We start from the raw sequence: 16,385 nt of genomic DNA, 5'->3' as shown, positions 1-16,385 counted from the left end.
GCTTTCAAGAGCACAACTCGTACCGAGTTGCGAATATGGAAAACAATAATATGCATTACACATATAAGGCTTTTAAGAGCATAACTCGTACCGAATTGCGAATATGAAAAACAATAATATGCATTACACATATAAGACTTTTAAGAGTATAACTCGTACCGAGTTGCGAATATGGGAAACGATAATATGCATTATATATATAAGGCATTTAAGAGCACAACTCGTACCGAATTGCAAATATATAAAACGACAACATATATTACAAGTATAAGGCTTTCAAGAGCATAACTCGTACCAAGTTGCTGTCTTTTTCATTGCTCATTGCCTTCATTTTCATAGGAAAACAGCTCGTTTCTCACTCCAAATCCGATAGTATGTCAATGTGCTTCGAGCCAGTTTTTGCCCCATCCTGCATCGGCAATCAGTGGCACTTGGAGTTGATAGGCACCTTGCATTTCCTCGAGAACAATCTTTTCTACACGCTCTTTTTCATCGGGATAAACTGAGAAGTTAAGTTCATCGTGCACCTGAAGTATCATCTTTGAACGGATGTTTTCGGCCTTGAAACGCTGCCAGATGCGTATCATGGCAATCTTGATGATATCGGCTTCGGAGCCTTGTATAGGCGCATTGATGGCATTTCGCTCGGCAAAACCGCGCACAGTGCCGTTCTTCGATGTGATATCGGGTAGGTAACGGCGGCGTCCGAAGAATGTTTCGGCATATCCTTTCCGGCGTGCTTCTTCCTTGGCTTGCTCCATATAAGCACGCACTTTGGGGAAGGTGGCGAAATAACCTTCTATGAGTTCGCGGGCTTCTCTGTTATCTATTTCCATGCGTTGTGCTAATCCGTAGGTCGTTATTCCATAGATAATGCCGAAGTTTGCCTGCTTAGCTTTCTTGCGTTCTTCCGATGTTACATCGGCTATATCCTTATGCCATATCTTGGCAGCTGTGGCAGCATGGATGTCAAAACCCTGCCGAAAAGCCTCTATCATGTTCTCATCACCACTGAGATGAGCCATGATGCGAAGCTCAATCTGAGAATAGTCGGCAGAGAAGAACATGCAATCTTGTTCTGGAACAAAACATTTCCTGATTTCCTTTCCGTCTTCACTTCGCACGGGAATATTCTGCAAATTAGGGTCGCTCGAGGATAGTCTTCCGGTGGCGGTAAGGGCTTGATTGAACGAAGTATGTATGTGTCCGGTGCGCTTGTTGATAAGTTTCGGGAGTGCTTCCACGTAGGTTCCGAGCAGTTTCTTTAGCCCTCTGTAGTCCAATATGTCTGCAACAATAGGGTGTTTTGCACGGAGTGACTGCAACACTTCCTCGCTTGTGACATATTGTCCCGTTTTAGTTTTCTTCGGTTTCTCCATGATCTGCATCTTTCCGAAGAGGATATCACCCACTTGTTTCGGGCTTGAGATGTTGAATGTCTCGCCGGCTTTCTCATAAATCTGTTGCTCAAGGCGGTTCATTCTCTCTGTAAATATCATCGAGGTATCATGGAGTGCATCGGTATCTAAACGCACGCCATTCAGTTCCATATCGGCAAGTACGGGTACGAGTGGCATCTCAATGTTCCAGAAGAGGTCTTCAGTTCCGGTCTCTTTCAGCTTGGGTTCGAGCACGTTTTTAAGCTGAAGCGTGATGTCTGCGTCTTCAGCGGCATACTCATACACGTCTTTCGGGTCAAGATCGCGCATCGACTTCTGATGCTTTCCGCGTGGCCCAATGAGTTCATCGATATGGATTGTCTTGTAGTGGAGTAGTGTCTCGGCCATGTAATCCATGTTGTGATGCAACTCGGGTTGAATGACATAATGGGCCAACATCGTATCAAACATTTTGCCTCCGAGGGTCACTCCGTAGTTTTTCAGCACCTCATAGTCATACTTCAAGTTTTGTCCAATCTTCAAGATTGACGGATCTTCATAGACAGGTTTGAAGATGTTAACATATTGCAAGGCTTCTTCACGGTCGTTAGGAATTGCAACATAAAACGCTTTGTGTTCCTCGACAGCGAAGCATAAGCCTACCAATTCGGCATCAATTGCATTGGTTGAGGTCGTCTCTGTATCTAAACTGAGAATTCGTTTTGTCCTGAAAAAGTCACAAATTCTATGTGCTTCTTCTTGATTTTCAATCAGTTGATAGTCGTGTTTAATGGTTTTAAGGCTCTCAAAACTCGCGTTTTCTGAAGCAACTTGACTCTCGTGCGGATTTACAGCAAATAAATCGAGCTCTGAATTAACTGATTTTTGCTTTTGTTCTGTTTTATTTAAGATCTTATTTGCAAGCGACTTAAATTCTAACTCGGCGAAGATTTCACTCAGTTTCTGCTCATCTGGTGCTTGAAGTTGCAATTCGTCAAGATTGAGTTCAACGGGAACATCTGTCCGGATAGTTGCGAGAAACTTCGACATCTTGATATCTTCGATGGCGCCTTCCACCTTTTCGCGCATTTTACCTTTCAGCTTGTCAGTGTGTGAAATGAGTTCATCGATGGAACCAAACTCATTGATAAGTTTCACCGCAGTCTTCTCTCCGACCCCCGGACAACCAGGGAAATTGTCGGCCGAGTCGCCCATTAAAGCCAGCAAGTCGATAACCTGGGCTGGGGTAGAGATGCCATATTTCTCTGCAATCTCCTGTTCACCGATGATGTCATAGCCACCACCATGGCGCGGGCGATACATGAAAACATTCTCTCGGATGAGTTGACCGTAGTCTTTATCGGGCGTGAGCATATAGGTTGCGATGCCCTCCTTGCCGGCTTTTGTGGCCAATGTCCCGATGACATCATCGGCTTCAAAGCCTTCAACCTGAAGGATAGGAATATGGAAAGCGCGCAGGATATCCTTGATGAAAGGCACGCTGAGCGTGATATCCTCGGGTGTTTCCTGACGTTGAGCCTTGTAGGGTGGGAAGGCTTCATGACGGAAAGTCTTGCCAAGATCGAAAGCAACACCTATATAAGTAGGTTTTTCTTTCGTGATAATTTCATTGAGGGTATTGACAAACCCGAGGATAGCCGAAGTGTTTAAGCCCTTGGAATTGATGCGCGGAGCACGGATAAGAGCGTAATACGACCTGAATATCAACGCGTAAGCGTCTAAGAGAAATAATTTGTTCATAGTTGTTTTATTTGGTGTAAAATTACAAAAAAATAAGCATAAATCCTGTTTTTATACTATTATTACCATAAAAAATGATTATTTTTGTAACCAATAAAAGGAATAATGGACTATTTATCACTCATCAAAGAGCCGATTTCAGCAGAGCTTGAAGACTTTATATCGCTTTTCAATCAGTCGCTTTCGCATGATGAAGGGCTGTTATCTCAGGTGCTGGTGCATATCCGTCAGCGCGGAGGAAAGCGCATGAGGCCGATGCTGATCCTGCTGATGGCGAAGAACTTCGGCCGTGTTTCCAGTGTGACTCAGCATGCGGCAGTAGGTCTGGAGTTGTTGCATACGGCGAGTCTTGTGCATGATGATGTCGTAGATGAAAGCAGTGAGCGACGCGGACAGGCCAGTGTGAATGCCTTATATGATAATAAGGTGAGTGTCTTGGTGGGTGATTTCATTCTTTCTACAGCCTTGCTTTATGTGTCGAAAACGCATTCAGAAGTCATCGTGAGACACCTTTCGGAACTCGGACGCACGCTCTCTGACGGTGAAATTCTACAGTTGACGAATATCCAGAACGAGGCAATCACCGAGACCGCTTATTATGAAATCATCAAGCGAAAGACTGCAGCTTTGTTCGAAGCCTGTGCTGCTATCGGTGCAGAGAGTGCCGGAGCAAGTCATGACGACGTTGAGGCGGCAAGGAAATTCGGCCAGAATCTCGGCATCATCTTCCAGATCAGAGACGATATTTTCGACTATTATGACTCGAAAGAGATAGGTAAACCCACAGGCAATGATATGCTTGAAGGCAAGCTTACGCTACCGGTCATCTATGCTTTGAAGTCTACAGGAAATGCAGAAATGATGATGCTTGCACGCAAAGTGAAAGCACGTGAGGTGAAACAGAGTGAAATCAATCAGCTCGTGGCATTCACCAAAGAGAACGGGGGCATTGAATATGCCGACCAACAGATGTGGAAATTCCACGCCGATTGCATGCGGTTTATTGACGAAAGAGTGGGGGATAGCGCCATAAAAACGGCCTTGAAAGCTTATCTTGACTTTGTGATAGAGAGGAAGAGTTAGTGAAGCCTCACCCCCAACCCCTCTCCAAGGAGAGGGGAGAACAAACTTGAGACTTTTTCAAGAGTTAGGAATGATGATTTGCTTTTATTGATTTCGATAATCTATTGATTATCAACGCTCTGGAATTTGATATGGAGTAGCGTTGCAAAATGACTTGTTTTACCTTGTAACTTGCGTCATTTTACACGCTCATATGACGCAAGTTGCGTGGTAAAGTGACGCAAGTTGCAACGCATATTCACAGTAATGGTTTCTTCAACTTCTATATGTCACTTTTCCAGAAGCCTTTACAAGTATTTTTATTCCTATTTGGAAGGAAAGAAAACACGTTTGTATTGCCTTTCCGATTCATGGTTTTTGTCTTTACCTATTATGGGATGAAGCACTCCATCCCCCTTTATCGAGGGTCGGGGATGGGTTTCAACTCGTAGTCGAGTCTTGGGTTTAAGGGTTTTGAATAGTCCTTGATTTCAAAATAGTTGCGTCGACTTTCAATGGCATTGTCTGTCATGCCATACAGCAGTTTGTTGCTTGTGTCGATGATACCATACTTACGCTCTTTTTCAATGATAAGCATGTTGGGTTTTAAAGTGCTTTTGATATTGTCATATATAAAGGGAACAAGGGCTTCATTCCTACTGTTGACAACACCGTATCGTCCTTCTTTTTGTGCGATGAAGTTATCACTTCCTTCGATGTTTTGTACTCTTTTGTATTCCCATGGAAGCAGGGTTTGCTCTTTGCGAGGATCAAAAGGTGTTACGAAAGGCTCTTTGTGGAGGTATAAATAGTTGGAGTCAGATTTGCTGTTCTCATCGTAGAAGGACGTGATGATGCGTTTGGAGCGCAGACTGAAAAGCTGATATCCCTGTGCGGTTTCTACCTCAATGATGTCTTTGAATGCCGTTCGCAAAATGCCACCGTATTTGATAGGCAGGATAATTTTATTGTAGAGATCGACGATACCGAAATTACCGTTATCGTGGGCAATAAAGAATATGGGGGTATTCTCGTCTTCATAGCTTGTCAATTGGAGTCTGTTTTTATACTGAGCCTTTATGCGTGTGTGTCCGTCTTCATCGATAATGCTCCATAAATTACCTTTCTTAAAGCTGTAATATTTTTTGTTTTTACCGTTCTCACGGTGGAGAAAGGGGATTTCATACTTGCTGATGGTGATGCCTTTTACGAGGTGTTCATCGTTGAGAAGATAGTCGGTAGCCGATGCTTTCTCTAATGCCCAATAACCATCACGGTATTGTATCTTGTCGTATTGGGTCGGGAGGATAGGTTTACCATTGTCATCGCAAAGGCCATACTTATCTTTCTTGACGATGAAGAAATCGTATTTGTCGCTTTCTTTCCTTCTAATGACGCTGATTTTCTTGTAGTTTGTGGGCAGAACTTGCCTGCCGTTTGACCGGCACAAGCCTGCTTTCCCGTCTTTTGTGATGTGCCAATAATCTTTGTATATATGCTCTATATTGTCGTATTCAATGGGGATACACGGCTCACCGCTCATGAAATAGATACCGTGTTTGCCGTTTTTGATGATATAATAGAAGACGTCACTGATCGTAAAAATTGTGTCGGCATCGGTGATAATAGGCTTCTTGTGGGAGTCATTGAGGCCGAATTTGCCATTACTTTGCTTGCAGATACTGGCTTTTTCAAGGTAGAGTGCAATGCCAACCTGGGCATTTAGGCTCATCGTCGATAGGGTGAAAAGCAATAAAAAGAGGGTGATTTTCTTTCTCATCAATTGAAAACGAGGAATAGGGTGGGGTGTTAGATGACGATATTAAACGCAAACGCCTTGCTTTCTATAGTGAGAAAGCAGGGCGTTTCGAACTATAGTTTAGAAGAATTTGGTCTCTTTTCCAAGGATTTCGCTTAGCAGGAGGTTGGTCAAACGACTTGTTCCCATGCGGAACCACTTGTTGGTGAGCCATTTTTCGCCTAAGAGCTCTTTAACGATGGTGTAGTAGGTAATGGCGTCTGTAACCGTATTGATGCCGCCAGCGGGCTTAAAACCTATTTGTATGCCAGTCTTATCATAGTATTCCTTGATAGCCTGACACATCACGTATGCCGCTTCTGGGGTAGCGCTTACCTTTTCTTTGCCGGTAGATGTCTTGATATAGTCGGCGCCGGCATACATGGAAAGCAAGGCAGCTTTCTTGATATTACTGCAGTTTTCTAAGTCTCCGGTCTCAAGGATAACCTTCATAGGTGCTTCTCCACAAGCCTGTTTCATCTCGTTGATATCATCGCAGACACCTTCAAAGTCGCCACTGAGGAACTTGCCTACAGGGAGAACGATATCTATTTCGGTGGCACCGTCGGCCACTGCCAACTTAGTTTCGGCCACCTTTACTTCCATCCGGGCCTGTGAGGAAGGGAAATTTCCGCATACGTTGGTAATTTCTACACCATCAATTTCAAGGCTATTGGCCACGAGTTCGGTAAAGACGGGATAGACACAAACGGCTGCAACATGGGGGATGTCTGGGTACTCGCGGTCGAACTGATTGACTTTCTCAATCATTTTGAGCACTTTCTCTTCTGTGTCCGTAGTGCTGAGTGTTGTGAGTTCGATACTTCCGAAGAGGAATTTCTTTACCTCCATAGTATCATTCTGTGGCACTTTTTCCTCGATAATCTTCTTTACGGAGGCCTGAATTTCGGCGTCGTTGAGGTTGGTGTCATACAATTCAAGAGCTTTCTCATACTTGCTCTTGTCTTCATTCTTCATCTCCTTGCCTTCGTTTTGTGGCAGGATAGTCTTTGTATATGCCATAATTTGTATTGATTAGGTTGTTTATTTCAATTTATTGTTGTTCAGATGACGCTTGTTGTCACGCTGGGTTTTCTTTTCAAAGCTTTTCTTTAATTCGGCCGTGAGGTCTACACCGGTTTGGTTGGCTAAGCAAAGGAGCACCCAAAGCACGTCGGCCATTTCCTCTCCTAAGTTGGCTTTCTCACCCGGTTTGAAGCTTTGCTCGCCATATTTCCTGGCTATAACGCGTGCTAATTCGCCTACTTCTTCTGTGAGACAGGCCATGTTGGTGAGTTCATTGAAGTAGCGAACGCCATAAGTTTTTATCCATTCATCAACGGATTTCTGGGCTTCTTGAAGGGTCATAATAGTGTAATATAAAGTATCCCGCTCTTAACAGCCTTAGCCCCTAACCCTCTCCGAAGAAAGAGGGGAGTGATATGCTTGCTAATTCGAGGTTATTTTATTGTGTTTATACTCGTTTATTGTGACTTTTGTAAGTTTGATATAGCTTCCGAATAAATTGGATATTCGTTAGCTTCTTTTATTTTTTGTCTTTTATTTCCATTGGAAAATGATATTATCCCCTCTCTTTTTGGGGAACTGTAGGTTGCTGTTCGTTGAGCTTGCGAAGCGAGGAAAGCAAAGGGGTTGGGGGAGAGGCTCTACTCTCTCGCCTTACTATCCATGCAAATAGTTACGGGGCCGTCGTTGACGAGCGCCACTTTCATATCGGCTCCGAACTCTCCTGTGCCTACGGTTTTGCAGAGTTTGTGTGACAATTCATTGCAGAAATAGTTGTAAAGAGGTACTGAAATCTCATGTTTTGCTGCGCGGAGCCACGATGGGCGGTTGCCTTTCTTGTAGCTTGCAAATAGTGTGAACTGGGAAACAACAAGGATTTCGCCGTCAATATCCATGATAGAACGGTTCATGATGCCCTGCTCATCGTCGAAAACTCTTAGGTTTATTACTTTATGTATCAGCCAATTAGCATCTTCTTCGGTATCACTTTCTTCGATGCCTAAAAGGATAAGGTAGCCTCTGCCAATAGCAGTTTTCACTTCATTATTTAGGGTAACAGAGGCCTGTGCACAGCGTTGTATGACTATTCTCATACGGCAAATATACAAAAAATTATTCTGTTTCGGGCATTTCTGGGTGAAAATGTTTATAAACTATCATTCCTTTAGATGCTCCAAGAATTTGTATAAGTCGTTGATTATCAGATTCTTTTATGGATTTAACGGTCTTTAGTTCCTTGAATAGCGCCTCTTTGCCCTTTGGTCCAAGCCCTTTGATGTCGTCAAGTTCACTGTGTAGGGCGTGTTTTGAGCGCTTGTTGCGGTGGAAGGTGATAGCGTAACGGTGCACTTCATCTTGTATTTGTGTGAGTACTTTGAAGAGTTCGCTCTTCACATCAAGTCCAATGGTCTGTGGAGGAAAACCGTAGAGGAGTTCGTTTGTGCGGTGTCGGTCGTCTTTGGCAAGTCCGGCAATGGGTATGTCGAGGTGTAGTTCATCGGCAACTACTTCTCTTACGACCTCCATTTGACCTTTCCCACCATCCGTAATAATGAGGTCGGGGAGGGAAGTCTGCTCTTCTATCATGCGACTATAGCGTCGGCGGACGACTTCTTGCATGGAGGAATAATCATCGGGACCAACAACCGTCTTGATGTTGTATTTGCGATAGTCTTTCCGTGAGGGCTTCATACCTTTATATACTATGCAGCCTGCCACGGCATCCATACCTGAAATGTTGCTGTTGTCAAAGCATTCAATCTGATAGGGAAGTTTGGGAAGCTTTAGCTTGGCTTGCAACTCTTTCATCAACCGCGTATGCTTCTGTTCCGGATTGAGTTTCTCTGATTGCTTCAGTCGGTCGAATTTATACTGTTTCCCATTCATCTCTGACAGTTCGAGGAGATGTTTTTTATCACCTCTTTGAGGTACGAAGAACTCTGCACCTTTTATCTTCCACTCCATTTCAAATGGCACAATAATCTCTTTAGCATGGCTCTTGAAACGTTCTCTGATGTCGGGAATGGCAGTAATTAGTAGTTCCTCGTCACTTTCATCAAGTTTTCTTTTATACTCATATGTAAAACTTTGATTGATGGTTCCCTTGCGCACATGAATATAATTGATGTAGGCATTGTGGTTAGTCTCATCATCAACAATAGTAAAAACGTCTACATCATCAATCGTATGACTGACAACTTCACTCTTAGCAACAAATTCGTTGAGGAGTGAAATCTTCTTTTTGATGTCTTCTGCTGCCTCGAATTTTAAGAGTTCGGCATTCTTCATCATGAGTTGATAAAGTCTTTTACTCACTTCACGAGTGTTCCCTTTTAGAATCTCGCGTGCTTGATTCATGTTCTCTTGATATTCTTCGTAGCTCTGTTTACCAATGCATGGAGCATCACAATTATGAATATGGTATTCTAAGCAAGGTTTGAACTTCCCTTGTTGAACACCCTCTTTGGTGAGAGGAAGGCGACAGGTGCGTGGTTTGTAAAGGCGCTTGATGATATCAAGAATGGCATACATACTTCCGACATGAGGGTAGGGACCAAAGAAAGTGCCGAAACGTTTGTTGATATTTCGGGTCTTGAAGATACGTGGAAAATACTCGTTAGTAATACAGATGCTGGGATAAGTCTTGCCGTCTTTCAGCAAGACGTTGTAGCGGGGATTATACTTCTTGATGAGACTGTTCTCGAGTAAGAGCGCATCTTCTTCAGTATTGACGACGGTATAGCTGATATCTCTAATCTTGGAGACTAACACTTTAGTCTTGAACCGATCTACTTCTTTATGGAAATAAGATGAGACACGCTGTTTGAGACGCTTGGCTTTACCGACATATATGATATTTTTGTTCTCATCATAAAATTGATAGCTACCAGGTTTCTCAGGCATGTTTAATACGATGTTCTTGAGATAAGCTAATCGTTTCTCATTTTCTTCGCGTGTCATATATGCGTATCCCCTTTATATAAAGTAAAGAATGGCAGCCTTGTTTCACGTGAAACAAGGCTGCCATTCCATAATAATTAGAATTTCAGTAAGGATGAGATCTCAATGTCTTTGTCGAAAAGTTCTCGGCTTTCAGGGAACTCTGTGTTTAGTTCAATAATGAAGTTGCAATATATTTTCTTTGGGTGAAACTTCTTAACTAAATTACATGCTGCTTTCATTGTGCCGCCTGTAGCGAGTAAATCGTCGTGAAGAAGAATGACATCATTCTCATTAATGGCATCTTTGTGAATTTCAATGGTGTCTATGCCATATTCCTTGGCGTAGCTTTCTTGTACAGTTTCACAAGGCAGTTTGCCTGGTTTGCGACATAACACGATGCCTGCACCTAACTTTACAGCTACGGCTGATGACATGACAAAGCCGCGACTCTCTATGCCTACAATTTTAGTTATTCCCTTTTCTTTATAGATGTCATACATCTCTTCCGCGATTTCGCGGAGTGCTTCTGGGCTTTTGAACAGGGTAGTAACATCACGAAAGTTGACACCTTTAATGGGCCAATCTGGAATGCTGCGCAGATTGTCTAATAATAGTTGTTTATTCATCTTTTATTTTGTATTGTATTTGAATTCTTTTAATTTCTTAATATCTGGTATGTTGTGTTTGGTTTTACTCGTAAAAAGTTCTTGTCTTTCGATGTCTTCTTATGTTTTATTTAATATTATATGTTTCATTTGAATACTTAAATTATTAGATATCAGCGTTTTGTTATTTATCTCGTTTCACGTGAAACTTCGTTTTGAGTTGCAGGAAGCCTATCGTCCTAATAGAATTAAAAGTACATTGATATCACTTGGGGATACTCCTGGAATTCTACTTGCTTGTGCTAAAGTCTCTGGATCTATTTTTTCGAGTTTTTGTCGGCCTTCTGTTGAAATCTCTTGAAGTTCGATATATTTAAATCTTCCCTTGATTTTAATGTTTTCTAATCTATGCATTTTATCGGCGATAATCCGTTCTCGTTCGATGTATCCTTGGTATTTCATCTGGATTTCGGCTGCTTCAGCTATTTCTTCTTTTCGATTTTCCGGCATTTGTAATGCTTCTTTAAGCTCTGGAATGATTTCCGAAAGGTTCTGAAGTGTTAGGTGTGGTCGTGCAATTAAATCAGAAAGTTTACACCCTGCACGAAGAGGGGTGGTGCCTAATGATTCTAATTGAGAGTTTATTTCGCTCGCTTTAATCGGATATTCCTTGCAGAAATGAATTAAACGGTGGACTGCTTCTTTCTTTTGATGCCACCAATCGTAACGATTGCGTTTGGCAATTCCAAGGTTGTGTGCTATTTCTGTGAGGCGTGCGTCAGCGTCATCTTGACGCAAAAGAATACGATATTCTGCACGAGATGTAAACATACGGTAAGGTTCATCAACGCCTTTCGTTGTTAAATCATCGATAAGAACACCGATATAACTCTGATCTCGTTGCATTATAAAAGGTTCACTTCCTGTGCAATGGAGGGCTGCATTAATGCCAGCAACAATACCTTGTCCGCCTGCTTCTTCATATCCTGTAGTGCCATTTACCTGTCCTGCAAAGAACAAACCAGGCAAAATCTTCGATTCCAACGAGTGTTTTAATTGGGTTGGGTCAAAGTAATCGTATTCTATAGCGTAGCCAGGGCGATATATTTTTACATCGCGAAACGCTGGGATTTTATGGATGGCAGCTAATTGGATATCCATGGGCATACTTGAAGAAAACCCATTCAGATACATTTCATTGGTGTCTTCGCCTTCTGGTTCAAGGAATAACGGATGTTGCTCTTTGTCGGGGAATGTAACAAGTTTGGTCTCTATAGAGGGGCAATAGCGAGGCCCGGTGCTTTGTATCTGTCCATTAAACAGAGGTGAATCGGTCAAACCTTCTCGTAAAGTTTCGTGCACTTCTTTGTTTGTGTAAGTCGTCCAACAGGATAATTGTCGGAGTATGCGGTGCTCACCCATATAACTAAACTGATGGAAGTCAGTGTCTCCTTTCTGTTCTTCCATTTCATCAAAGTGAACAGTTCGTTTGTCTATTCTTATGGGAGTCCCTGTTTTCATACGTGCAGAAGTAATTCCCCAGCGTGTGATACTCTCTGTGAAATGGTGCACTGCCGGTTCTGCACAGCGACCACCTTCTATCATTTTGCGTCCGACATGCATTAATCCGTTGAGGAATGTGCCTGCTGTGACGACAATGCTTTTGGCATAAAACGTCACTCCCCAAATAGTCTTTACACCTACAGCCTCGTTATTTTTAACGATGAGTTCGTCAGCTTGATCCTGCCAAATATCAAGATTTTCGGTGTGATCGAGCGTTGTACGCCATTCCCAAATGAATTTACCTCGGTCGCATTGTGCCCGTGGACTCCAAACAGCTGGGCCTTTCCCAATATTCAACATGCGGAACTGAATGGCAGTTTTATCGGTTACAATACCCATGTTTCCACCCAAAGCATCGATTTCTCTTACGATTTGTCCTTTCGCAATTCCACCTACGGCAGGATTGCAACTCATCTGGGCTATCTTGTTCATATCCATTGTTATCAAGCAGGTTTTAGCTCCCATGTTTGCTGAAGCCGCTGCAGCTTCGCAACCAGCATGGCCACCACCGATAACAAGTACGTCATACTTGAGTTCCATTGTCTTTCTACAAAAGTATAGAGATATAACTTTTCTATTTTAGATACGTTACAAAATTAAGAAATAAAATCGAATTATGATGCTTTTATTCATTAAAAAGCATCAGCAGGATGCGTTCAATATACTGTACCATAGTTTATGATTGAGAGGATGACATGATATTGATCTTACATGAGAACTGTGAGTCTTGTGATATATTCTCGTGCTGTTTTAGAAAGGAAACAGATTAATGTAATACCCCGATTCAATATAATAATAAATAGGGTTTCATCACGTGGCGTTGCGATTGAAATCGAATCGCCTCGCAATTTGAGTCACTTTATGATGTAAAGTGCCTCAAGTTACAGTGTAATTAGCGTCAAGTTACGCTGTAAAGTGAGTCAAGTTGCAGCGTAATCTACGGCAAATTACCATGCAGACAGATTTAGGTTGCACTAATTGGGGATAAATCTTAGCTCTTGAGTAGTTCCAATTTCCTGTCCCGAACAGGGTAATGCAATGGTCAAAGTCTTACAGTTTTTATATAAATGTCATATATTTTCTTGTAATAGATAAATCATATTCATCTGTTTTTTTATATCTGTGGATGGTTAGAATTTATTTTTATTTCTTATCTTTGTTGGCGTTATCTTTGACCGTTGCAAAGAGAAACGATTGTGAAATCTTTTATAAACGGCTGAAACATATATGAAAATGTGTGATCAGTTGTAAGCTAAATAATTAAAAACCTACATGAAACAAAAGAAGATCTTAGTTGCATTTGTATTGAGTCTATGCACCTTTACAGTAGTACAAGCACAGGAAAATGAGTTCGATTTAGGCAGTCAACGTTCGGAAATACAATCAATAACCCCTGTCCCTGGTAAGAAAATCGATCACCATGGACTTGTTATTAATCCGACACCTCGCCATTTGAGACTGACAAGTGGAAATACTGTAGACATCAGTGTCGGTGTTCATTTAATTCAACCAATATCGAAACGTAAGCTAACCTTCGACTATAGGAACGAGCTGACGTTCCTTTCCCTCTCTTCAAAGGGCTTCCCTTTGCAGATACAATTAGTGGAAAAACCTCTTGTTGTGGATGTTGTCAGTAAGAAACAGGCTAATGTTGATGGGGCCTATTCATTGACGGTAAGTCCAAAGGGAATTCGTATTCAGGCTGCTAATGATGCGGGAGTGTTCTATGCTATTCAGACTTTGCGTCAGATCATAGAGAGTCCTATAGCAGAAGGTGGTAGGAAACTACCTTGTTTGGAAATTAATGATGCACCTGTCTTCCCTTATCGTGGTGTTGTTGAAGGCTTTTATGGTATGCCGTGGTCACATGCCGTACGTCTGTCTCTGATTGAATTTTATGGACGATATAAGCTGAACACCTATATTTATGGTCCGAAAGACGATCCTTATCACAGTTCACCAAACTGGCGTCTGCCGTATCCGGAGAGGGAGCAAAGAAACATTAAGGAATTAGTTGAGGCGTGTCGGAGGAACCGGGTAGACTTCGTTTGGGCGATTCATCCAGGAAAAGATATTAAGTGGAATGAGGAAGATTACCAGAATCTTGTACGTAAATTTAATCTCATGTATGCAGACGGTGTACGCTCATTTGCTATATTCTTCGATGATATTTCAGGGGAAGGAACTAATCCGAATAAGCAAGTTGAGCTGTTGAATCGCTTGACCAAGGAATTTGTAAAAGCCAAAGGCGATGTCTCACCGCTTATTATCTGTCCGACGGATTATTCTAAGTTATGGGCAAAAGCAGATGAAGACGGCCCATTGAGCATTTATGGACGCACCCTCGATCCCTCTGTCCGTGTGTTTTGGACAGGCGATGTGGTTTGCAGTGATGTCACAAAAGAAACTCTCGACTGGGTGGATAGCCGTATCAAACGTCCTGCTTTCTTCTGGTGGAACTATGCTGTAACCGACTATGTTCGTAATCTTATATTGCAAGGTCCGGTCTATGGTTTAGACACTTCACTCACAAATAAAGATATGTGTGGACTTGTCAGTAACCCTATGGAGCATGGAGAGGCTTCGAAACTTTCACTCTATAGTGTGGCAGACTATACGTGGAATCCTGCTGCCTATAATCCAATTGACAGTTGGGAACGTGGTTTAGAGGTGATGATGCCCCATGCAAAAGAGGCTTATCGCACATTTGCTATCCATTCTGCAGACACAGAAACGGGCTATCGTCGCGATGAATCATGGGGGACAGAGACTTTCCGGTTAGCTGATTATACAAAGGAAAAGCGTGATAAACTTTATGAAGAGTTCGAACGTGTGGCACAGGCGCCCGCAAAGATTGAAGCGGGTTGTAATGACACTCTGCTTCTTCAAGAACTCCAACCGTGGCTGAAAGAGTTCGGGAAACTTGGTATGCGTGGCAAGAAAGCCCTTGAACTCATGGATCTCTATCGCTCCGAAGATGCATCATCCTTTTGGAAAGCATATGTAAAAAACCTGATGAGCAATAAGGATAAGCAAGCTTACGAGGCACATAAATCCGGTACAATGAAGCTGCAACCATTCTACGAATGTGCCATGAAAGATTTAGGAGAAGCTTTTTATGAGCGGCAATCGGGTAAGAAAGCTTTCTCTTTGCATGGCACAGGAACCTATAGGAATATAGGAACAACACAGAGTGAACTCATGTTGGATGGTGACAGTGCCACCTTCTATACTTCTGGTGAGAGTCAGAAAGCAGGTGATTGGATTGGAGTTTCACTTCCCGAACCGATGCCTATTCGTGAGGTTCATATCTTACAAGGCAGAAATTCTAAAGATGATACCGACTTCTTTGACCATGCCGCAATAGAGTATTCTGTTGATGGCAAAGTCTGGAAGCCGCTTTTAACGGGTTTACATAATCAGTATGATATTCTTTGGAAGGCTGAAAGACCAATAGAGGCACGTTATATTCGCCTTGTCCGACTCGATTCAAAACGTACAAACTGGGCAGCTGTTCGTTCGTTTACAGTGGTTCCTGAAAATGTGGCTGCAACTCCCTTTATTGAGAACAACGGTGTGTCGAATGACATTCTGAATGCTTTCGATCATCAACCAAGTACCATTTTCAAGAGTATAGGCGATTTCTCATTTAGGGTACCACACGGTACAACAGCTTTTACATTCTTGCTTTCTTTGCCAACAGACGGTTCGGTTCGCCTTTGTCAGTATGACAAGCGTAATCGCTTGAAGGCCGAATATACATCTACTTCTCCATTCTTTACTGTGGATGTTGCAAAAAATGTGACCCGTATAGAGGTTATTGGAAAAGCAAATGTGTTTGAAATCATACCTAAATCCCAACATTAATTGAACGATTATTTTTATTAGTTTTTCTATAGTGAGGAAGTATCAAGCTAAGCAATGTAGAATTCTTGCTGATACTTCCTTTCTTGTTTTCATAACCTTGAAACCTTGTTTTATGGATTTATGTGCACAGACGAAAATGCACTTCTATCAATATCTCATAAAAGTGAATATTCCGTATAGCATATTCCAGAGACTAAATCCTAATTTAAATATAGATTATTTTATCTAAAATACTTTGATAAATCATTAAAATATAGTATTTTTGCACTGAATTCCAAAGGGTATTTCCCCTCATATCCTGGTATTTACTACCTAATATGAGGTAGTCGTTGATACTCTTTTATTGTCTGATTTGTTCGGGAAGAATATTCATTGTATATT

At 42.1% G+C, this 16,385-nt stretch carries 10 protein-coding genes; 2 read left to right on the top strand and 8 right to left on the bottom strand.

Translation table 11 applies throughout. The features are described 5' to 3' along the window. Positions 1-377 precede the first annotated feature (377 nt). Complete coding sequence (gene polA / locus EL210_RS02530; RefSeq protein ID WP_018919696.1) at positions 378-3,140, bottom strand: DNA polymerase I; 2,763 nt, start codon at positions 3,138-3,140, stop codon at positions 378-380. 105 nt (positions 3,141-3,245) lie between these two features. On the opposite strand from polA, the gene EL210_RS02525 reads away from it, so the two are divergent. Further along, a complete protein-coding gene (locus EL210_RS02525) occupies positions 3,246-4,223 on the top strand; it encodes a polyprenyl synthetase family protein (RefSeq protein ID WP_018919697.1) in 978 nt (325 codons plus the stop codon). A gap of 397 nt (positions 4,224-4,620) precedes the next feature. On the opposite strand, the gene EL210_RS02520 is transcribed toward EL210_RS02525, so the two are convergent. From EL210_RS02520 to mnmG, 7 genes are all read right to left on the bottom strand, one after another. Next, positions 4,621-5,982, bottom strand: a complete 1,362-nt coding sequence (locus EL210_RS02520; RefSeq protein WP_051078664.1) for a WG repeat-containing protein — start codon at positions 5,980-5,982, stop codon at positions 4,621-4,623. 99 nt (positions 5,983-6,081) lie between these two features. Next, on the bottom strand, positions 6,082-7,023 hold the full coding sequence (gene deoC / locus EL210_RS02515; protein WP_018919699.1) for a deoxyribose-phosphate aldolase: 942 nt from the start codon (positions 7,021-7,023) through the stop codon (positions 6,082-6,084). A 21-nt stretch (positions 7,024-7,044) separates the two neighbouring features. Further along, positions 7,045-7,368: a nucleotide pyrophosphohydrolase gene (locus EL210_RS02510; RefSeq protein ID WP_004377903.1), complete on the bottom strand. Its 324-nt coding sequence runs from the start codon at positions 7,366-7,368 to the stop codon at positions 7,045-7,047. A 299-nt stretch (positions 7,369-7,667) separates the two neighbouring features. Then, complete coding sequence (dtd, locus tag EL210_RS02505; protein WP_018919700.1) at positions 7,668-8,120, bottom strand: D-aminoacyl-tRNA deacylase; 453 nt, start codon at positions 8,118-8,120, stop codon at positions 7,668-7,670. A gap of 19 nt (positions 8,121-8,139) precedes the next feature. Next, on the bottom strand, positions 8,140-9,987 hold the full coding sequence (gene uvrC, locus EL210_RS02500; protein WP_018919701.1) for an excinuclease ABC subunit UvrC: 1,848 nt from the start codon (positions 9,985-9,987) through the stop codon (positions 8,140-8,142). A 77-nt stretch (positions 9,988-10,064) separates the two neighbouring features. After that, on the bottom strand, positions 10,065-10,595 hold the full coding sequence (locus tag EL210_RS02495; RefSeq protein WP_004373309.1) for an adenine phosphoribosyltransferase: 531 nt from the start codon (positions 10,593-10,595) through the stop codon (positions 10,065-10,067). Positions 10,596-10,805: 210 nt separating this feature from the next. Next, on the bottom strand, positions 10,806-12,677 hold the full coding sequence (gene mnmG / locus EL210_RS02490; RefSeq protein ID WP_018919702.1) for a tRNA uridine-5-carboxymethylaminomethyl(34) synthesis enzyme MnmG: 1,872 nt from the start codon (positions 12,675-12,677) through the stop codon (positions 10,806-10,808). Between the two features lie 732 nt (positions 12,678-13,409). Here mnmG and EL210_RS02485 point away from each other — a divergent pair. Beyond that, on the top strand, positions 13,410-16,004 hold the full coding sequence (locus tag EL210_RS02485; protein ID WP_025879575.1) for a beta-N-acetylglucosaminidase domain-containing protein: 2,595 nt from the start codon (positions 13,410-13,412) through the stop codon (positions 16,002-16,004). Positions 16,005-16,385 lie beyond the last annotated feature (381 nt).

Source organism: Segatella oris (assembly GCF_900637655.1).
In the GTDB taxonomy this organism is placed as follows: Bacteria; Bacteroidota; Bacteroidia; order Bacteroidales; family Bacteroidaceae; genus Prevotella; species Prevotella oris.
The sequence above is the reverse complement of the archived record's forward strand: the minus strand, read 5'-3'. Positions and strand labels throughout refer to the sequence as shown.